The 19,358-nt window shown below is 64.4% G+C and carries 13 protein-coding genes; 8 read left to right on the top strand and 5 right to left on the bottom strand.

The window, feature by feature from the left end:
* Positions 1-96: 96 nt before the first annotated feature.
* From leuC to BIGA_RS09695, 4 genes are all read left to right on the top strand, one after another.
* Positions 97-1,500, top strand: coding sequence for a 3-isopropylmalate dehydratase large subunit (gene leuC / locus BIGA_RS06845; RefSeq protein ID WP_033505434.1), 1,404 nt, complete (start codon positions 97-99; stop codon positions 1,498-1,500).
* A gap of 21 nt (positions 1,501-1,521) precedes the next feature.
* A complete protein-coding gene (gene leuD, locus BIGA_RS06840) occupies positions 1,522-2,208 on the top strand; it encodes a 3-isopropylmalate dehydratase small subunit (RefSeq protein WP_033505432.1) in 687 nt (228 codons plus the stop codon).
* A 431-nt stretch (positions 2,209-2,639) separates the two neighbouring features.
* On the top strand, positions 2,640-4,097 hold the full coding sequence (locus BIGA_RS06835; protein WP_033505430.1) for an ATP-binding protein: 1,458 nt from the start codon (positions 2,640-2,642) through the stop codon (positions 4,095-4,097).
* Between the two features lie 286 nt (positions 4,098-4,383).
* Positions 4,384-7,452, top strand: a complete 3,069-nt coding sequence (locus BIGA_RS09695; RefSeq protein WP_051917151.1) for a SpaA isopeptide-forming pilin-related protein — start codon at positions 4,384-4,386, stop codon at positions 7,450-7,452.
* Positions 7,453-7,472: 20 nt separating this feature from the next.
* On the opposite strand, the gene BIGA_RS06825 is transcribed toward BIGA_RS09695, so the two are convergent.
* Complete coding sequence (locus tag BIGA_RS06825; protein ID WP_033505428.1) at positions 7,473-8,156, bottom strand: TetR/AcrR family transcriptional regulator; 684 nt, start codon at positions 8,154-8,156, stop codon at positions 7,473-7,475.
* Positions 8,157-8,309: 153 nt separating this feature from the next.
* On the opposite strand from BIGA_RS06825, the gene BIGA_RS06820 reads away from it, so the two are divergent.
* Positions 8,310-8,948 (top strand): sugar O-acetyltransferase, encoded by a 639-nt coding sequence (locus tag BIGA_RS06820; protein ID WP_033505426.1) that lies wholly within the window; start codon positions 8,310-8,312, stop codon positions 8,946-8,948.
* Positions 8,949-8,975: 27 nt separating this feature from the next.
* Here the strand turns inward: BIGA_RS06820 and BIGA_RS06815 are convergent, their stop codons facing one another.
* The 3 genes from BIGA_RS06815 to BIGA_RS06805 all read right to left on the bottom strand — a co-directional run bounded on the left by BIGA_RS06815 (position 8,976) and on the right by BIGA_RS06805 (position 13,347).
* Entirely contained in the window at positions 8,976-10,223 is a 1,248-nt protein-coding gene (locus tag BIGA_RS06815) for a DUF2974 domain-containing protein (protein WP_033505424.1), read from the bottom strand.
* 148 nt (positions 10,224-10,371) lie between these two features.
* Positions 10,372-11,829, bottom strand: a complete 1,458-nt coding sequence (locus tag BIGA_RS06810; protein WP_033505422.1) for an aspartate ammonia-lyase — start codon at positions 11,827-11,829, stop codon at positions 10,372-10,374.
* 174 nt (positions 11,830-12,003) lie between these two features.
* Positions 12,004-13,347, bottom strand: coding sequence for an MFS transporter (locus tag BIGA_RS06805; protein WP_033505420.1), 1,344 nt, complete (start codon positions 13,345-13,347; stop codon positions 12,004-12,006).
* 187 nt (positions 13,348-13,534) lie between these two features.
* Between BIGA_RS06805 and BIGA_RS06800 the strand changes: the two genes are divergently transcribed.
* Both BIGA_RS06800 and BIGA_RS06795 read left to right on the top strand, forming a co-directional pair.
* Complete coding sequence (locus BIGA_RS06800; RefSeq protein WP_051917149.1) at positions 13,535-16,036, top strand: tetratricopeptide repeat protein; 2,502 nt, start codon at positions 13,535-13,537, stop codon at positions 16,034-16,036.
* Between the two features lie 175 nt (positions 16,037-16,211).
* Positions 16,212-17,384 carry a helix-turn-helix transcriptional regulator gene (locus tag BIGA_RS06795; protein WP_033505418.1) on the top strand — a complete coding sequence of 391 codons (1,173 nt, stop codon included), beginning with the start codon at positions 16,212-16,214 and terminating at the stop codon, positions 17,382-17,384.
* 44 nt (positions 17,385-17,428) lie between these two features.
* On the opposite strand, the gene BIGA_RS06790 is transcribed toward BIGA_RS06795, so the two are convergent.
* On the bottom strand, positions 17,429-18,664 hold the full coding sequence (locus tag BIGA_RS06790; RefSeq protein WP_237744073.1) for a PfkB family carbohydrate kinase: 1,236 nt from the start codon (positions 18,662-18,664) through the stop codon (positions 17,429-17,431).
* A gap of 425 nt (positions 18,665-19,089) precedes the next feature.
* On the opposite strand from BIGA_RS06790, the gene rpmB reads away from it, so the two are divergent.
* Entirely contained in the window at positions 19,090-19,284 is a 195-nt protein-coding gene (gene rpmB / locus BIGA_RS06785; protein ID WP_033505414.1) for a 50S ribosomal protein L28, read from the top strand.
* Positions 19,285-19,358: the final 74 nt, after the last annotated feature.

Here is a 19,358-nt window from a genome sequence, read left to right as displayed (position 1 = left end):
CCATACTCGTACAGGAGAGGCCATGTGGATACCGCATGGCTGAAGTTTTTTACGGTGAGAAACCCAAAACGGTTGGCACCAAAGGAGACTTGGAATATGGGAAGTACGTTGGCCGAAAAGGTCTGGGCCGATCATTTGGTACGTAAGGGTGACGATGGCGCGCCCGATCTGCTGTACATCGATCTGATGCTGATGCACGAAGTCACCAGCCCGCAGGCGTTCGAGGGACTGCGTCTGGCCGGACGCAAGCCGCGTCACGTCGATCAGCTGATCGCCACCGAGGACCACAACACGCCCACCGTGGACATCGACCGTCCGAACCCGGACGAGACGAGCGCCACGCAGCTGAGCACGCTGGAACGCAACTGCAAGGAGTTCGGCGTGCGCCTGCACCCGCTGGGCGACGCCGACCAGGGCATCGTGCACGCATTCGCCCCGATCCTGGGTCTGACCCAGCCGGGCATGACCATCGTGTGCGGCGACTCGCACACCTCCACGCACGGCGCGTTCGGCGCGCTCGCGTTCGGCATCGGCACCTCCGAGGTCGAACACGTCATGGCCACGCAGACCCTGAGCCTCAAGCCGTTCAAGACCATGGCCGTGAACGTGGAGGGCGAGCTGCCCGAGGGCGTGACCGCCAAGGACATCATCCTGGCCATCATCGCCAAGATCGGCACCGGCGGCGGCCAGGGCCACGTGATCGAATACCGCGGCGAGGCCATCCGCAAGCTGTCGATGGACGCGCGCATGACGATCTGCAACATGTCGATCGAGGCGGGCGCCCGCGCCGGCATGATCGCCCCCGACGAGGTGACCTTCGAGTACTTGAAGGGCCGTCCGCATGCGCCGGAGGGCGAGCTGTGGGACAAGGCAGTCGAGTACTGGAAGACGTTGAAGACCGACGACGACGCCGTGTTCGACAAGGAGGTGACGCTGAACGCCGCCGATCTGCAGCCGTTCGTGACCTGGGGTACGAATCCGGGGCAGGGCGCGCCGATCACCGCCACGGTGCCGGTGCTGGAGCAGATCGCTGACGAGACCGCGCGCAATGCGGCCGCCTCCGCGCTGGCTTATATGGGACTGGAGCCGGGCACGCCGATCAAGGACATCCCGGTGGACACGGTGTTCATCGGCTCCTGCACGAACGGCCGCATCGAGGATCTGCGCGAGGCCGCCGCGATCATGAAGGGCCATCACAAGGCCGAGTCGATTCATCGCGTGCTGGTGGTACCGGCTTCCTCCCGCGTGCGTCTGCAGGCGGAGCAGGAGGGACTGGACCGGATCTTCAAGGACTTCGGCGCCGAATGGCGCAACGCCGGCTGCTCGATGTGCCTGGGCATGAACCCGGACAAGCTGGTGCCGGGCGAACGCTGCATCTCCACCTCGAACCGCAACTTCGAAGGCCGGCAGGGCAAGGGCGGCCGCACGCATCTGGCGTCGCCCGCCGTGGCCGCCGCCACCGCCATCCGCGGCACCATCTCCTGCCCCGCCGATCTGTAGAGTCTGTAAAGGAAAACACTGATGGAAAAACTGACTGTGGTAACCGGCGTGGGCGTTCCGCTGCGCCGTTCGAACGTGGACACCGACCAGATCATCCCCGCCGTGTTCCTCAAGCGCGTGACCAAGACCGGGTTCGACGACGCCCTGTTCTATGCCTGGCGCCGCGACCCGGAGTTCGTGCTGAACAGGCCCGAATACGCTGGCAAGGGTCGCATCCTGGTGGCCGGACCGGACTTCGGCATCGGCTCCTCCCGCGAGCACGCGGTATGGGCCCTGCATGACTACGGCTTCCGCGTGGTCATCTCCCCGCGTTTTGCGGACATCTTCTACGGCAACACCGCCAAGAATGGCGTGCTGGCCGCCATCATGCCGCAGGAGTCGGTGGAGCTGCTGTGGAAGCTGCTCGAGGAGGAGCCCGGCCGCGAGATGACCGTGGATCTGGGCGAGCGTACCGTGACCTGCGGCGACGTGACGCTGCCATTCGAGGTCAACGACTACACCCGTTGGCGTCTGATGAACGGCTACGACGACATCGACCTGACGCTGCAGCACGAGGATGAGATCGCCGCATATGAGGCGATGCGCGCGGAGCGGTTCCCGTTCAAACCCAAGACGATTCCGGCCAGGCATCTGCCGGAGGAGCCGGTCGAATCCGCGCGTGACGTGGAGTATCCGGACTGGCAGGGGCCGCTGTGCGCGCGGTCGTGAGCGCGTGACGCGTTCGGCGGGCGTCCGCCGAGAGTAACAGAGAGGGTCGCTTCGGCGGTCCTCTTTGCGTATACGGTGACGGTGGGGATGGCAAGCCGGTTCGCGGACGTCACCGTAGGTTACGTCGAGTAACAGCCGACCGGTTCCACCGTGTCTACCGGCCATAACTGAGGCGGGCCCTCATCGCAACCGATGAGGACCCGCTTCGGTGTTTGCCGCCCTAGGGCCCTCAAATCAGATGGACTCGGCATGTATCGCCTGCCAGGAAACCTGTGCGGATTTTATTTGCTTGGTATTTGCTCCGTAACCGTCATTTTTGAGTTTGATTCCCGAAAATCGTTGGAATTCCGCCAAAATTTTATTTGACTGGTATTTGCTTCGTATGTGCGCGGTGGGCTATTATTGGAACCGCTAATGGAACGGAGCATGCCATGCCTGAGGACTATGAAGAGCTGATTGCTCGATTGATTGCGAACTCGTCGGAATCGCAGACCGTTGAGTTCAAGGAATCCAATGATGACGCCTTCATGATCGGCAAAGACATCTCCGCCCTGGCCAACTCCGCCGTGATTGAGGGGCAGGACTACGCGTATATGGTGTGGGGTGTCCGTGACGACACCCATGAGGTTGTGGGGACCACCTTCAATCCGCTGACGGCCAAGCACAGCCGCCAGGAATTGGAGTTGTGGCTTCGGCTGAAGCTTTCCAAGAACGCCGAATTCCGGTTCATCCGAACCATGGTCCAAGGCAAGCCGATGGTGGTGTTGCGCATTTGGCCGGCCGCCGGATATCCGGTGTCGTTCGACGGTACGGAATACATCCGATCCGGCACGTCCACACAGCCGGTGGCCAAGAACTCCCAACGTGAGCAGCGCTTGTGGGAGATCACGAAGTCCGAATCGTTCGAAGATCAGATAGCGTTGCAATGGTTGCACGAGGACGAGGCGTTATCGCTGCTGGACTGGGACAGATACTTCAAGCAAACCGATACCCCTGTTCCGGCAAGCCGGGCGGCGATACTGCATTTTCTGGAGACCGATCGGATCGTCAAACAGCTTGATAGCGGTCAATATGCAGTCACAAACCTTGGTGCGCTGCTGTTCGCAACGGATATGCAGCGTTTCCCTACAGTCGCACGCAAGGCGTTGCGGATCATCCGATACGACGGAAGCCGGCGTTCCGCGCCGAGCCGCAGCAAGATATGGTCGGCAGGGTATGCCGATATGGACGCCATCATCGACTATGTGGAGGCCCTGCTGCCCGAGCGTGAGGAGATCGGACGTGCCTTGCGAGTCACCCTCAAGGGGTATCCGACACTTGCGGTACGAGAATTGGTCGCCAACATGCTGATCCACCAGGATCTGACGATTCGCGGCGCGGGACCGTTGATCGAGATCTTCGACGGGCGAATCGAATTCTCGAATCCCGGCAATTCGCTGATTCGTGTGGAACGACTGGTGAACGACCCGCCCGCCACCAGGAATCCGAGGTTGGCCTCGCTGGCCAGGCGGCTGCATATGTGCGAGGAAGCCGGATCCGGATGGGACAAGATCATTGATGCCTGTGAGGAATCGCAATTGCCGTCGCCGGAGATTCAGCAGTCGGAAGGCGACGCTCCAAGTATGAGCGTGAGGCTGTTACAGTACAAGGCGTTCGCCGACATGAGCGGAGAGGAACGCCGGCAGGCATGCTACTGGCATGCCTGCATACAGTACGCGAACTCGCAATCGCTGACGAACGCATCATTGCGCGAACGGTTCGGCATGGCGGATTCCGGGGCCTCACAGATTTCACGGCTGATCAGGGAATGCGTGGATAACGGGTTGATCCGGCCGGTGGATGCCGACGCCGCGCGGAAGAAAATGCGGTACGTGCCTGCCTGGGCATAGTGAACTGTTTTATTTGCCTGGTATTTGCCTCGTAACCGCATTTTTGGAGGTCAATCTCGCAAAAACGTTGGTATTCCGCCAAAAATTTATTTGCCCGGTATTTGCTTCGTTCATGTCCGACGCGGCGTTGGCGCACGTTGCGGAATCGCGTATCGCCCCGACGGTTGTCCAATAACGTGCGAATGCTGCGCGTTGGGCGTAACGGGTGCCCCCGTATGCCGACGAGGGATTCCGGACGGACTAGCCTGAGTGAAACTCAGCGATTCGAACCATCGGAAAGAACCCCATGCACGTCATCCCCTCCCGGCATCAAGCCGGTCGCATCCGCTATCTGGCTGCCGTCATCATCGCCATCGCGGTGACCTTGGCGGCATCGCCCCTCACGGCGAGCGCAGCCGACGATCCACTCGCCCCCTACACCGTGGATGGCGTCACACCGCGCGGCACCACCATCAACCTCTTCGACTACTGGCTCACCGACCGTGGCGCAGCCGACAACATCGACCCCGACAACATCGCCGACCTCGGCATCAACGCGGGCCACGTCCTCGACTTCAACAAAAACGCCAGCCGTTCCGCCGCCCCCTACGAGGCCAACCTCGACAACGTCAACAAATGGACGGCCAGCGCCCATCCGCGCACCGCCATCGTGGCCTCCACGCTCGGTGCAGACGGCTACCCGACACTCTCCACAACCCTCGGCGGCGAATCGCTCGCCTACCTGTTCTCCAACACCGGCGGCCCTAGCAAACAGGCGTTCCCCGGCGTCACCGGCCTGCTCCAGGTCGACGACCAAGGCTATTACTCCTACAACAGTCAGACGAACTTCGCCCAATTCAACGAGTCGACCAACGCGTTCACCCTGTACAACGCAGGCGGCGTGAACACGGGCGGCGCCTCGCCCAACGGCCAGTTCTTCCCGTTCAACACGGGCGCGCAGGTATTCAACGTGTCCGGCGGCGCGCTGCAACGCAACGGCGTGACCTCCGTCAGTCCCGTCATCAACCACTACTTCGGCATGAGCATGGCCACCCGGTTCATCCAACAGTACGGCGGTCACGTCGACGAATCACAAACCACGCCCGTCACCTACAACTTCTCCGGCGACGACGATGTATGGGTGTATATCGACGACGTGCTCGTCGGCGACCTTGGCGGCATCCACAACGCCTCATCGCTCGAAATCGACTTCGCCACCGGCGCGGTGACCGTGTACTGGGACCGGAACAACAACAACGCGTACGACGCGGGCGTCGACACCCCATACCAGCAGACCACGCTGGCCGACGCGTTCGCCGCCGCCGGCTCGGGCACGGCGCAGTTCGCCGGACCCACCTTCGCCGACGACACCTACCACACACTCGACTTCTATTATCTGGAACGCGGCAACACCGACTCGAACATGAGCCTGAAATACAACCTCGTCTCCATTCCGGAAAGCGGCATTCGCAAGGTCGACCAGAACGGCGCGGCGCTCGGCGGCGCGCAATTCCAGCTGTTTCCGGCCGACGCCCAATACCAGCCGATCGGTGACGCGGTGTACGAGGGGACCACCGACCCCAACGGCGAACTCGTGTTCACCAATGAGCGCGGCTTCCCGATCACCCTCGAACAGCTCGACGCGCAATACGACTACATGGTGCTGCGGGAGGTGGGCGCGCCCGCCGGATACCGGCACCCCGGAGACATGCACCTGCGATTCGAGAACGGCGTGCTCCTATCCACCAACGAGTGGGACACGGGTGCATGGTCGCAGGCCAAACTCACCGCCACCGCCACCGATCCGATCCGCATCGACAACGGCGACGGCACCATCAGCGTCGTCGACCCGTCCGGTGGCAGCATGTTCGCCGTCATCATGAAACGGCGCAGCATGAGCGCACCCGTCGACGACCCGGCCAACTGGGCGCCTGTTTCGGGGGACGCACTCGCCGGCTGGCAGGTCGGCGCAGACAACAGTCTGGCCTCGATCGTGCAGGCCGTGCGCGCCACCCCATACCCGTTCGCGCTCGGCACTAACGGCGCCTATCAGGTGGAGGTCGACAACCTGCCTGGCGACGTGAACCAGTACTACGGCATGCTTGCGAACAACGGCGAGGACACGTCGGGTGCGCAGTACACGGTGCAGTACTACTACGTAGCCGGCAGTGGTGGGGCAGACGGAGCGTCCGCTCGCACGATTCATCGCATCCTCACCGAACCGGACGCGGGGTATGCGGGGTTCAGCTACGCGTACTCGGTGCGGCTGTATATCGCCAACATTCGCAACGGGTTCCTGGTGGCGAAAACCGACACCGCTGGCAATCCGCTGGCCGGTGCTACGTTCGCGCTCTACCGTCGCGCGGACATGGTGGACGTTACGGACTCTGATACATCTGATACAACCGGGGCGGCATGGACCGTGCGCGGGCCCGATGGCAATGGGGCCGTGACCCTGGGCGTGGCGCCTGGCGTCTCGCCGGTGGACGAGGCGACGACCGGCGACGACGGTGGGGTGGCGTTTCCGACCGCCGGCCATACGCTCGACCCGGGCGACTACGTACTTGTGGAGACCGCCGCGCCGGACGGGTACGTAGCGAACGCGCGGGCGGTGCCGGTCGTCGTGAACGATCAGGGCGTGTTCGCCGACGCGGGCGTGGCCGACGACGGGGTGCGCGTGGACCTCGGCGTCGGATACCTGGTGCGCAGCATGGTGCAGTTCGCGGCGGATGACGACATCGACGCAACGTTGCACGACGTGACCGCCGCGCTGCAGACCTCGGCGACGGCTCCGGGGGAGTCCGCCGCTTGGCGGCCGACCGGCGAGACCACGCACCTGCGCTACGCGGGCGACGGCAATCTGCAGTACGTTCCGGACGGGACGGGATACCCGCAGACGTTGGGAGCGGATGCGGGATGGTCGCGTCTGACGGTGATGCAGTGCATGGAACACAATACAGTCAACAGCCCCAAACAGGATCTGGGTGGACAGGACCTGAGCAACCTGTTCACTGGATCCGTAATCGTGCACGTCGCCGACCGCCGCGTCGACGAGGAGGAACCAGACCAGCCCGACGACCCGATCGGTCCTTCGGAACCTTCGGAACCGTCGGAACCTTCTGGTCCTTCTGATCCGTCAGATCCCTCCGGCCCTTCGGATTCATCGGACCCCTCTGACCCGTCTGGCCCTTCGCGCCCCTCCGGCCCTTCGGATCCTTCGGAGCCGGACGGTGGGGACGCGGATTCCGCGGAGCCGCCTGAGGCAATAGCGGACTCCGGCGCCAGCGTCGTAACGCCGATTGCGGTTGTCGCGGTGGCCGCCGCCATGGGCGTGATCCTGTTCGTGGTGGTCCGCCGTCGTCGGAAGGAAGCCTGACGGGCGTCGGGGCGCGGCCTCTACTGGTCCGCGGGCCCATCCTCCCCGCGGCGGCGGAAGATGCGCTTCCACGAGTCGCGCACCTCGTCGCCCGACATCGACAGGTACAGCCCGATGGCCATGGCGGCGATGTCGTCGTCGTACAGGGTCTGCGCCACGTTCATCTCCCGCAGTTCCGGCCAACGGCGCAGAATCGCCAGGATCCCGCCGACGGCGAAGTCGATGTACAGGTCGCTGCGCAGCGTCATATCGCTTTCGTCCAGCTTCAGCGCGGTGAACAGGGTCATGCGCGTGAAATCGCGTAGCGAGTCCATCAGTTCGGGGGAGCTGTGCGGGCCGGCCAGAAGCGCCATGTGGTTGAGCCGTGTGCGGTGTTCGGAGGAGTTGATGGCGGCGCTGATGCGCTTGTGCCAGTGTTCGCGCACGGCGTCGTCGTCCATGGAGGGTATGCCGTGGTCGTCGGTGGTCTCGTCGACCAGTTGGGCGATGGATGTGTTCTCCACCTCATGCAGGATCGCGTCGTCGGCCAACTCGCTGAGACTGCCGTAATGGTAGTAGAACGAGTTGCGGTTCACCTGCGCCTCGTGCACGATGTCCGTGACGGTGATCTTGCGGTATTCGCGGTCCTCCAGCAGCGCCCAGAACGCGTTGCGCATCCGTTCCTTGGCTGGCAGCAGTTCCGAATCGTGACGTGGGCGCGGCATGTGCATCATCTCCTTGGCCCAATTAATTAGACATACCGTCTATATGATACCCGCCCCGTGGCGCGAATCGGCTGCCGGCGAACCCGCCGCCCCGGATGGAACGCCGCCCCGTGCGGTAGGATGGGGCGCAACCCCGCTGACAAGGAGGTTGCCATGGCGGTACCGCAACGAGTGCTGGACATCATGCGTTCCGGGGATGTCTATCTGTGCGACGACGAGGAGATGCTCGACGCCCAACGCGCCCAACTGGAACTGCTTTACGACTTCAACGCCACCCGCCCGGGCGAGGCCGGTCGCCGCGCCACCCTCCTGCAGCGGCTGCTCGGTTCCCTCGGCGAGGGCTCGTATGTCGAACCGCCGCTGCATGCGAACTGGGGATGCAACACGTTCATCGGCGCGCGGTTCTACGCGAACTTCAACCTGACGCTGGTCGATGACGGGGTTGTGACCATCGGCGACGACGTGATGATCGGCCCGAACGTGACGATTGTGACCACCGGACACCCGATCCGTCCCGACCTGCGCAAGGCGCCGACCGTCACCCAGTACTCGCTGCCGGTCACCATCGGCGGAGGCGTGTGGATCGGCGCGAACGTGACGATTCTGCCCGGCGTCACCATCGGCGAGAACAGCGTGATCGGCGCGGGGTCGGTTGTCACCAAGGATATTCCGGCGAACGTCGTGGCGTACGGGAACCCGTGCCATGTGGCGCGTGAGATCGGCGAGCACGACGACGTGTATTACTGGCGCGACCGTGTGATCAACGCGCCGTTCGAGAAGCCGGAGGCGTAGGTTTCCGCGGGCGGGCCTGCACCCCCGTCAGGAGGAGGGGCGTGCGGACTGCCAGGGGAGCGGGAAGGAGGCCTTGAGCAGGATGCCGGCTGCCTCCAGGATGTGCTGGCGCTCCTCGTCAGTCAGCCCCGCGAACGCGCCCAGCATCGCCGGGATCGTCTTCGGGCCCGCCTCCATCAGGCCGATCAGACCGTGCTCGTCGCTGGCGGCGAGCACCTTGAACATCGCGTCCACCACGCGCTCGCACTGGTCGGGCGTCATGCCGGCCAGCATCCGGTCCAACGAGCGTTTGAACTCGCGGGACGTGGCCGAAACCTCCGGCACGGTCACGAACCGGTCGCGATCCACCTGCCAGGAGAACGCCAGATGCTGCATCGGGCCGTACTCATTCGACTTGACCACCACGCAATGCTCCGGTGAATCCAGGATCATGCCCACGATCGACGAATCCGGAATGATCTTGACGATTCTGTCAGCCACGGCGCGGTACCGGTCGCCCGCCACCACGTCGGCCGGGAATCCGGGGCCGTCCAACGAATAGACGCGGCGGATGCGCGGCAGCACGTCGTCACCGGCCTGCAGCGCCGCATACACGGCCAGGTTCCCGCCCTTGGAATGGCCGAGCAGCACCAGATCGCCCTGCCAGAGCCGCGCCACGCGCGTCACGTAGTCGGCCGCAAGCTGCTGGGCGGGCACCGGATACTGGAAGGCCATGTTGAAGTCCTCCTTCCAGCCGACGAACGAGGTGTCCGTGCCGCGGAACGACACCACCAGCGTGCCGTCGGGCAGCAGCAACGTCATCGCCGCGAACTGGGTCTGGTGTTCGCGGCTGAACCGCTCGTCGACCGCGCCCACGTGAATCGACGAGAAACGGGGGTTGCGGGCCATTGCGGCGAACAGGGCCTCGGTGAGCTTCGGGTCGGCCAATCCGGTGTAGCCGGCGTTGTAGTCGAAATCCTGCGGGTGCAGGTCGGCGGCTGCGTCGGCCAGCGTGGCGGCGGGGAAATCGGGCTGGCGCAGCGCACGCAGCGAGTTCAGCGGGTGGCGCAATGCGGTCTTCGGGTCGGACATCAGGGTTCGCCATCGGGCGGTGGTCGTGCCGTAACGGCGCTCCCAATCGGCCAGCGTGGGCACCACGTCCGGCATCGTCTGATAGGCGAGCGAGGCCAGCACTAGCGCATCTACATCGTTGAACGGGCGCTCGTCGAACGACCCCGTGCGCGTGCGCGCGTAGTCGATGATGTTGCCAGTGGCTCTTGAGGTCTGGCTTGCCATGGCGGCCTCCTTCCTGCCCACCATCTTAGCCGGGACGTCCGTAAGTCCTTCGCCGGACCTTCACGGACTCTGACGCATTGTGACTCTGAACCATCCTCCTGAATGGCGGAATCCCAAGGACGAGGGACAGGAGATGGGAGTGAATGTGTCAGAGTCCGGAATCCCGACGCTCGCGGCAGGTCTGGCCCAGGCGCCGGGAGAGCGTGATCGGATCAAGCAGCGTATCGAGCTGGTCCGCCGGCAGGTCGGTGCGCTCGCCGGCCACCTCGCGCACCGTGCGGCCCGTCGCCACGGCCTCCTTGGCGATCGCGGACGCGCGCTCGTAGCCGATCGCGTCGTTCAGCGCCGCCGAGATGGACGGCGAGCCCTCCGCGTACCGGCGTCCGGTCTCCAGGTTCACCTCGATACCCTCCACGCAGTTCTCGCGGAAGATGCGCATCGCGTTGTCCATCAGCTCCATGCCGGTCAGGATCTCGTGCGTCATCACCGGGTCGAACGCGTTGAGCTGCAGCTGGCCCTCGGCCGCCGCCCAGTTCACGGTCACGTCCATGCCGAAGATCACGAAGCAGCACTGGTCCACGCATTCGGGAATCACCGGGTTCACCTTGGCAGGCATGATGCTCGAACCGGCCTGCCGCGGCGGCACGCGCAGATCGCCGAAGCCGGAGCGCGGGCCCGAGTTGAGCAGACGCAGGTCGTCGGCGGCCTTCTTCAGGTGGATCGCCAGGTTCTTCAGCGCGGCCGACGCGGCGATGTACGCGCTCATGTCGGTTACGGCGGCCAGCGGATCGGGCGCGGCGGTCACCGGCAGGCCGGTGATGCGGGCCAGATGGTCGATCGCGGCCTCGCGGAACCGCAGGTCGGCGCAGATGCCGGTGCCGATGGCTGTGGCCCCCAGGTTGAGCACGGCGAGCTGCGGGACCAGGGCCTCGAGCGCGGCCACGTCCATCTTGAGGAACGTGGCGAAGGTGTGGAACTCCTGGCCGAAGGTCATCGGCACCGCATCCTGCAACTGGGTGCGGCCGATGGTGACGTCGTGGATGTGCTTGTCGGCCAGGTCGTGGAAGGCCCGGGCCAGTTTGCGGCATTGTTCGGTTAGCGGGCCGAGCGCATCGATGATTGCCAGTTTGCAGGCCGCCGGATACGTATCATTCGTGGACTGTGAGTGGTTGACGTGGTCATTGGGGTGGATGAACGCGTAGTCGCCGCGCGGCCGGCCGGCCAGTTCGAGCGCGCGGTTGGCGATGACTTCGTTGACGTTCATGTTGGTTGAGGTGCCGGCGCCACCCTGCAGGACATCGACTGGGAATTGGTCGGCGAGTTTGCCTGATTCCACCTCCAGGCAGGCGGCTTTGATGAATCGCGCACGGTCGTGGTCGAGCAGACCGAGCTCGTCGTTGGCTTCGGCGCAGGCGCGCTTGACGGTGGCATAGGCGCGGATCAGGCTCGGGTGCTGGGAGTCGGTGATGCCGGACACCGGGAAGTTGCCGATGGCGCGTTGCGTGTTGATGCCCCAGTAGGCGTCGGCCGGTACGGGCAGTTCGCCCAGCGAATCGTGTTCGATGCGGTAGGCGTGGGCGAGCGTGGTCTTGGAATCTTCGGTCATGACGATCTCCTGCTGGTTGGTTTGGAACAATCATGGCGCGGAAATCGGAGAAACGCCATAGCGGTGGGGGATTATGCTCAGGGCTGGTGCGCACTGCCGCAGGCTAAATCATTCAACTTCGCGGAAAAAGCCTAGTGAGATCATCAAACCTGCAGTAGTGCGCACCACTGTTCGTTATCTCGCCGTCGGATCCTTCTGCACAAGCAGCAGCACGAGCGCCGCCACCAGCAGCACCGCGATCGACAGCACGCCGGCCGACGCGTTGCCCGTCACGGCCGTGGTCGTGGCCACCAGGAACGTGCCCAGCACCGAGGCGGTCTTGCCGAAGATGTCGTAGAAGCCGTAGTACTCGTTGGCGTGGTCCTTCGGAATGATCTTGCCGTAGTACGAGCGCGAGAGCGCCTGGATGCCGCCCTGGAACATGCCCACCAGAATCGCCAGGATCCAGAACTCCACGGCTGTTTTCAGGAAGAATGCGGCGAACATCACAATACCCAGATAGGCGATCACCGCGATCACGATCATCCGCTTGGCGCCGAACCGTCCGGCCAGACGTCCGTACAGGATCGCGCATGGGAACGCCACGAACTGCGTGACCAGCAGCGCGATGACCAGCTGCGTGGAGTCGATGCCCAACTGCGTGCCGTACGAGGTGGACATCGAGATGACGGTGTTCACCGCGTCGATGTAGAAGAAGAAGGCGATCATGAACAGCAGCAGCGACCTGTCGCGCGCGATCCTGCGGAACGTGCCGGCCAGCTCCCGGAACGTGCCGCGAACCGCCTCGGCCGTATGATCGGCGGTCGTGCGGTAGTGGACCTGCCGGTAGCTGCGCAGCAGCGGCACGGTGAACGCCACCCACCATAGGGCGGTGATGAGGAACGAGATGCGGGTGCAGGCGGCCGTGTCCAGGCCCAGCAGCGCCGGTCCGCCGAAAATCACCGCGATGCATACGATGAACGGGATCGTGGATCCCACGTAGCCCCATGCGTAGCCGTGCGAGGACACCTTGTCCATCCGTTCGTTCGACGTGGTGTCGATCAGCATCGAATCGTAGAACGTCAGCGACCCGTTCAGTCCGATGGTGGCCAGCACGTACACGATCAGGAACGCCAGCCACCCCAGCGGCAGCGACATGCCCAGGCACATCACCACGCCGGTCAGGAAGAAACCGAGGAAGAACTTGATCTTCATGCCCTGCACGTCGGCGATCGACCCCAGGATCGGCATCAGCAGCGCGATCACCAGCGAGGCCACGGTCTGCGCGTACCCCCACGTGGACACGATGTTGTCCTGTCCCGCGGCCTCCAGCAGCGAGTTCGCGTAGATCGGCACCACCGCGGTGGACAGCAGCACGAACGCGGAATTGCCGACGTCGTACACAATCCACTGCTTCTCGCGCGGCGTGAGTCTGCCCGCCGGCTGCACCGGAAACTCCCCGGTCGAAAGCGCTTCGGGGGCATCCTGCCCTTTGAGGGCGCCGGCCAGGTTACCGGTGTTCTGAGTGTGTTGTTCCATAACGCTCCTTTGTCACTGTTCATCCTAAATGGTGTGTCGCCGCCATGCATGCTCAAACATGAACGTCGGATGAATTTCCGCGCCGTCGCCGGCCGGGCGGGCCGGAACCGGACGGGTTGGGCGGACGCCCGCCAAGTGGGCCGGAACCGGCTAGGATGGAACAGCATACGAGGACAAGGAGGTCGTAATGGACCAGGATCCCGCCGTCATCAAACTGCCGTTATTCTCCAAGACGAGCAAGCTGGCCGCCATCCCCGGCCAGTCCGAAGGCGTGACCTATGGCGTGGTGTGGGACGCCTGCCGCGATCCCGAGCACGGCTTCGGCTATGTGGCCGAGCTGCTGCCCGGCCGCCGCGCACGGTTGCTCGCGTGGCTGGCCGCTGACGGCAAGGTCTATTCGTGCGATCGACCGCTGACCGGTCTTGCCGGCCTGCGCCCGTCGCTGGAACTCGCCCAATGGCAGGACCGGAAGGGGCAGGGTGCCATCCGCGTCCCGGACCCGAACGGCGGCGGTCAACCGGTGATCGTGGGCGAATACCAGACGACATGGGACAAGCGATACGGTTTCGTCAACCCAACGCGTGATCCGGGGCGATTCTTCCTCACCCGCAACTGGGAACTGCGGTACTTCCTGGCGGTCAGCTGGCTCACCTTCGTCCATATCCCGCAGACGCAGGGCGTTGCGGCCGGCTCGGGCGGTGGGCGCATCGGGGAGGTTATCCTCAACCTGCTGGACGGTCCGCTGCCCGATGCGCTCGACGCGTTGATCTGGCGTGGCACCACCCAACAGGGGCAGGCGAGCGGGTTCGAGCGTTTCGCCGCCCGCCAACTGGTGGAGGCGGGGGCGGCCGACGTGCGTGCCATCGCCGCGGAACACAACGTGACGTTGGTCCGCCTGGGCTCTACATCGCTGTTCTGGCTGCGGTTCGACGACGACGTGTCCCCGGAGCAGCGGGCAACGTTGCTCGCTGTTGAGGCGGCGCTGAACCGCCTGTGGTTCGTGGAGTGGGCGGCGGGCGCGGCCGATGGCGGCACCGGCATGCTCCACGCGTTCGACGAGCGGTTCTGCGCGCAGGCCGCCCAAGGGGCGCTGCGCGAGATTTCGCGCAATGCGGGGGCGGTGGCGCAGCGCGAGCGCGCCGACAACCCGTACCGCACCATTCGGGGCGCGGAGGGCGCTCGCGGCGGCATCTGGGACGTATCCACACGATTCGTTGACACCTGCGAACGGTTGAAGCTGCCGTTCCGCCTGGAATACCGGTTCGACACGGATCTTGACGCCGGGGTGATGGCGGTGCGGTTCACCGTGCCCTCGGCAGACGCCTTCCCCGCTTCCCGCATGGGGGAGCGAGGCTGGTACGACGCCCGTGCCGGACGTCCGGCCTGCGCCGCGACCTATGCCATACGATTGGCCGGTCTGATGACGCAGGTCGCGTTCGCCTCCAGCGTGCGAGTGATGGCGGTGGACGTGACCGCGCATGAGGACGGGCTTGCGGGCCGTTCGCTGCTGTCATTGGGGTTTGACCGCACGCCGTTCCTGATGGAGGCGTTGCCGCCGCTCAAGGACGGCAGGCTTGATAATCCGATCTTCGACGATGATCCGCTGGCCGTGTTGAATGTGTTGAAGCCCGTCCGTCATGCGGTGCGGTTTGCAGGCGACCGCGGGTTGTGCGAGATTACGCCGCTGCCGGTGCACGCCTCATTGGTCGCGAAACGCCAGGAGGTGTGGCGCGATTGGCGGCCGTTGCCCGAACCGCTGCGCGGGTTGCTCCGCGCCGACACGGTGGCGGAGCTGGATGTCATGCACGATGACGCGGTCGTCGGCGACGACGAGGTGCGGGCGATCCTGGAGGAGAACGAGGAATCGCCGCTGATCGCCTCGGTGCAGCTGGAGGCGGTGCTGAGCCGAATCGGCGAGATCGGTTTGGACGAACAGGGGCGGCTGCCGTTGTACTGCGCGTATCCGATGGCCCGGCTCATCGTGTCGCTGGACTCGGGGATGGGCGCAGGGTCGGTCCTGCCGGACGCGGAACCGTTACGGTCGGCGGATACCCGGTATTGGAAGGCGCCTGATGCGGCGTACGGGGCGCACCTGTGGCTTTCGAGGTTCGCGCGGCAGGAGGGTGACGCAGACCGTGGATTGGCCGAGGCGTTGCAATGCCTGTCGCTTGCGCCGACCACCGCCAGGGCGTATATCGAGGTGGCGGTGTGCCATGCCGAACAGGAGCAATACGCACAGGCCGCGGAGACGTTGACCCAGGGGCTTCGGGTGGCGTTGCTGCCGGGGGACTTCCTGTACATGTACTATCGGCTGGCGTACGCGCTGTGGCGCATCGGTCGGACGAACGAGGCGGTGGCCTGCTATACGATGGTGCTGCGCGAGCCGAACACCGCATTGGCGGAGACCGCACGCGGCGAGTTGGCGGAGCTGCGGCAGCAGATCGACGACACGCGGCCGCCGATGGCACTGGCCGAGGCGGAACAGGTGCTGTACGCCGCCAACATTCCGGTTTCGCCGACCGAAACCGCGTTGGATGCGATGGCCGCTGTCGCGGTCGGGCTGACGGATGCCGGCGTGCCGATGGCCGCGCATGATGCGGTGTGGCTGATGAGCCGCCACATGCGCAATAGCGACGTGTACGACTCCATGGCTGCGAGCCTCCGTGACGGCGTGGCCGATCGGAGCTGACCGGCCACGCCGGTGCCGTTGTTCGCGGAATCCTTGAAATTCTGCGGATGCAACCTCAGGTTGCGAGGACTTTGGTTGCGTTTTGCCGGTGCAACCGAAAGCTGGTGGCACGCAACCGAGGTCCTCGGGCAGGATGGAGACAACAGACGGCTTGATTCAATAGGAGGTACCCACGATGAGCTTTCGGGATAATCTGCAGTATCTGCGGGCGCAGCGCAACTTCACACAGGAGCGGCTTGCCATGCTGCTTGGCGTCTCGCGCCAAGCCATCTCCAAGTGGGAATCCGGCAAGGCGTACCCGGAGATGGACAAGTTGCTGATGATCTGCGACCTGTTCGGGTGCACGCTTGACGATTTGGTGCTCGGCGATGTTCGCGCTCCTCGATCCGTGCCTGATGCAACGCCGGAACCGGCCGATGGCACGGGCGCGGCGGGTCTTCCCGAAGCAGAGCGTGAGATCTGCAATGGAGGCTTGGCATCGGAAGCGACGTCGAGCGATACGGCCGCGAAACAGTCCGTGGCATACGGCCTTTCGCCGAACGTCTCCGCAGGGCGGCAGGCCGTATCGGTGGCGCTGCCGGAGGACCTGACCGGTTACGACGCCCATATGAACTCGTTCGCCTGGAAGGTTGCGGCGGGGATTGCCGCCATCATTGCCGGTGTGGCCGTGGGTGTGCTGTTCGACAGCGAGGGCACGGTTTCCGGCCTGTTGGCCAGAAGCGAGTTCCTCACTTTCGTCTGCACCATCATCGGGGTGATCATCGGTCTGGCATTCCTGATTCCGGCGGGCATGACGCATTCGGAGTTCGTGCGCAGGCACCCGTTCATTGAGGACTTCTACACCGATGATGACAGGTCCCGCCGCGCCAAGGAATTGGCCGTCGGCGTGGTGGGCGGCATCGGGCTGATTCTTCTCGGCGTGGCCGTCACCGTCTACGGCGAGGAGACCTTGGGCATCGAGGAGGGCTGGCCGGTAAGCGTGATGCTCTTGTGCGTGGCCGCGGGTGTGTTCTGTTTCATCTACTTCGGCATCCGCTACGGCATGATGAACATCGACTCCTATAACCACGAGGCCGAATCCGAGCGCAGGGAACGTGAACGCGAGGCGCAGGGCGGCGATTTCTACGACAAGCTGACCGGACTGGTGTGCGGCATCATCATGCTGATCGCCACGGTTGTCGGACTCTGGATGCTGTTCACCGGCGGGCCGATCGACGGTGGCGGCCATGAACGGTGGTTGTCCGGCAACGGCCTGTTCTGGCTGGCCTGGCCGATCGGTGGCATCCTGTGCGGCGTGGCCACCTGCATCATCCAGATATTCCGGTCATTCCACGACCGCGACCGCTGACGGCCCGTCCGTGGAACCGTATGCGCCAGCCAGGCCGGCTCCGATCAATGTTCCGAGGTGGCGCCATGTTCGACAAGAGCCAGCACTTCGTCACGCGCAGGCGGAACCGGGATGCCGTTCTCGCTGTGCTCGATCGACAGCGACGCCGCCGCATTGGCGACCCGAGTCGCCTCCACCAGCGACTTGCCGACCGCAAGCATCGCGCACAGTGCGCCGGTGTGCACGGTGCCGGCCGACCGCTTGTGCACGGCCTTGGTCGGGAACCCGTCCACATGCGTCACCTCGCCGCCGGGCAGGCGCACCCAGGCGCCGCGGGCACCCGCGCGAATGATCAGCGGGGCGCGCAACGTGGTGCCCAGATTGTCGCACAACGCCTTCATCTCATTGTCGAACGTGCCTCCCACAGTTACCGGCACTTCGTCGAGCGGCGCACCCAGCCGGTCGGCCAGCTTGACCGCGGCCTGGCGGTTGCAGGTCCAGATCGGGCGCGCCAGCACCAGATCCTCAAGCAGCCTGTCGTTGACCCGTTCCAGCGAACTGGTCGGGCTGAGCACGATCTGGTACGGGCGGGCATCCGGGTCGCTGCCGGCTTGGCGGATGAACGCGTCAACGCCTGCTGCCGTCGCATCCATTAGTGAGTTGCTGCTGATGGACACCACGTCGCCCGGCTGCAGGTCGATGCCGTCGAACGTGTCCGCACCGCCCTGCGCCTCGGCGCCATAGGTGGCGATGAACGTTTTGCCGCCGTTGGTATCGTTGAGCACCAGTCGGAAACCGGTGTCGGCGTCCAGACGGTCGGGGCCGATATGCGCAATGTCATGCTCGTAGAAGGCGTGACGAATCATTGAGGCCCACGGGCCCGCGCCGATGATGCCCGCGTGGGCGGTCGGCGTTCCCATCAGCCGCGAGGCGAGCAGCGCGCGGTATGAGCCGTCGATGGTGGGGATGGTGCTGCGTGAAGCCGCGAATCCACCTGATTTGGGAAGCGAGTCGACGTCCATCATGATGTCCACCCACACCTCGCCGAGCGAGATGACGCGTGTGGGTCGGGTGGCCGAGGAATCATCTGCGACAGTTTCCTCGGACGGCGCCGGTGCGGATGGTGCGGGGGCCGGTGCGTCGCCTACGTCGGTCGCCGCGAGTGTTGCCGGCGGCGTTACGGGTGTAGGTGCCGCGGTGCCGGAGCTGTCCTCCGCTTCGGTGGTATCGATGATTTCCTGATCGGTGCTGCCGGAGATTTTCGCGGTCAGCCGCCGCCATGCCGTGCGAATGTCGAACATCGTTGCCTCCTTACCCCGGGTGCCCCTTTGCCCTGCAATGACAAAGTTGTATCGCAGTTGCATGAATATTGCCTGAAAACGGTCCCTTTCCCTGATATTAGCGTGTCGGGGCGGGATCGCACTCATCCTCCGGGTTGATTCGCGAACGGCTGAGCGGCCGGGGAAAACGGGCAGGACGGCGTCGTAACGCATGTTTTACGGATTTTCGTCGGGATTCGGCGCCGACCGCGAGCGAATCGAGGTGCTTGGGGTTGGTGGGATGCCGCCGCGATGGGAGGCCCGAAACGTGAGACGGCTGCGGTGCGCGAGGGTATGATACACGCTGCGTTTGCGGTTTGTCGGATATAGGGGATATATTTGTGAAGTTGTGTTCTGGCAGACGTGCCAGAGCAAAGACTTGCAAGCAAGTAATAAGGGAGTCCATTATGGCAGCTCGTTGCGCAGTGTGCGGCAAGGGACCGCAGACCGGTTACACCGTGTCGCATTCGCATATCCGCAATAAGCGCACCTTCCGTCCGAACCTGCAGCCGGTTCGCACCACGGTCGACGGCGAGAACGTCCGCGTCCGCGTGTGCGCCAAGTGCCTGAAGGCCGGTAAGGTCGCTCGCGTCGCCGCGTGAATCACGCGCTAACGCTTCAGAAGCCCCGGAGTCGCCCAGAGCGCTCCGGGGCTTCGTCGTAGCTGTCGGCGCGA

Origin of the sequence: Bifidobacterium pullorum subsp. gallinarum (assembly GCF_000741215.1) — a bacterium.
Lineage (GTDB): Bacteria > Actinomycetota > Actinomycetes > Actinomycetales > Bifidobacteriaceae > Bifidobacterium > Bifidobacterium pullorum_B.
The sequence above is the reverse complement of the archived record's forward strand: the minus strand, read 5'-3'. Positions and strand labels throughout refer to the sequence as shown.

Excerpts from the sequence above, each read along its gene's own strand:
- BIGA_RS09695 (WP_051917151.1), top strand. The coding sequence starts at position 4,384 with ATGCACGTCATCCCCTCCCGGCATCAAGCCGGTCGCATCCGCTATCTG.
- BIGA_RS06820 (WP_033505426.1), top strand. The coding sequence starts at position 8,310 with ATGGCGGTACCGCAACGAGTGCTGGACATCATGCGTTCCGGGGATGTC.
- BIGA_RS06810 (WP_033505422.1), bottom strand. The coding sequence starts at position 11,829 with ATGACCGAAGATTCCAAGACCACGCTCGCCCACGCCTACCGCATCGAA.
- BIGA_RS06805 (WP_033505420.1), bottom strand. The coding sequence starts at position 13,347 with ATGGAACAACACACTCAGAACACCGGTAACCTGGCCGGCGCCCTCAAA.
- BIGA_RS06815 (WP_033505424.1), bottom strand. The coding sequence starts at position 10,223 with ATGGCAAGCCAGACCTCAAGAGCCACTGGCAACATCATCGACTACGCG.
- BIGA_RS06825 (WP_033505428.1), bottom strand. The coding sequence starts at position 8,156 with ATGCCGCGCCCACGTCACGATTCGGAACTGCTGCCAGCCAAGGAACGG.
- leuC (WP_033505434.1), top strand. The coding sequence starts at position 97 with ATGGGAAGTACGTTGGCCGAAAAGGTCTGGGCCGATCATTTGGTACGT.
- BIGA_RS06800 (WP_051917149.1), top strand. The coding sequence starts at position 13,535 with ATGGACCAGGATCCCGCCGTCATCAAACTGCCGTTATTCTCCAAGACG.
- leuD (WP_033505432.1), top strand. The coding sequence starts at position 1,522 with ATGGAAAAACTGACTGTGGTAACCGGCGTGGGCGTTCCGCTGCGCCGT.
- BIGA_RS06835 (WP_033505430.1), top strand. The coding sequence starts at position 2,640 with ATGCCTGAGGACTATGAAGAGCTGATTGCTCGATTGATTGCGAACTCG.
- BIGA_RS06790 (WP_237744073.1), bottom strand. The coding sequence starts at position 18,664 with ATGTTCGACATTCGCACGGCATGGCGGCGGCTGACCGCGAAAATCTCC.
- BIGA_RS06795 (WP_033505418.1), top strand. The coding sequence starts at position 16,212 with ATGAGCTTTCGGGATAATCTGCAGTATCTGCGGGCGCAGCGCAACTTC.
- rpmB (WP_033505414.1), top strand. The coding sequence starts at position 19,090 with ATGGCAGCTCGTTGCGCAGTGTGCGGCAAGGGACCGCAGACCGGTTAC.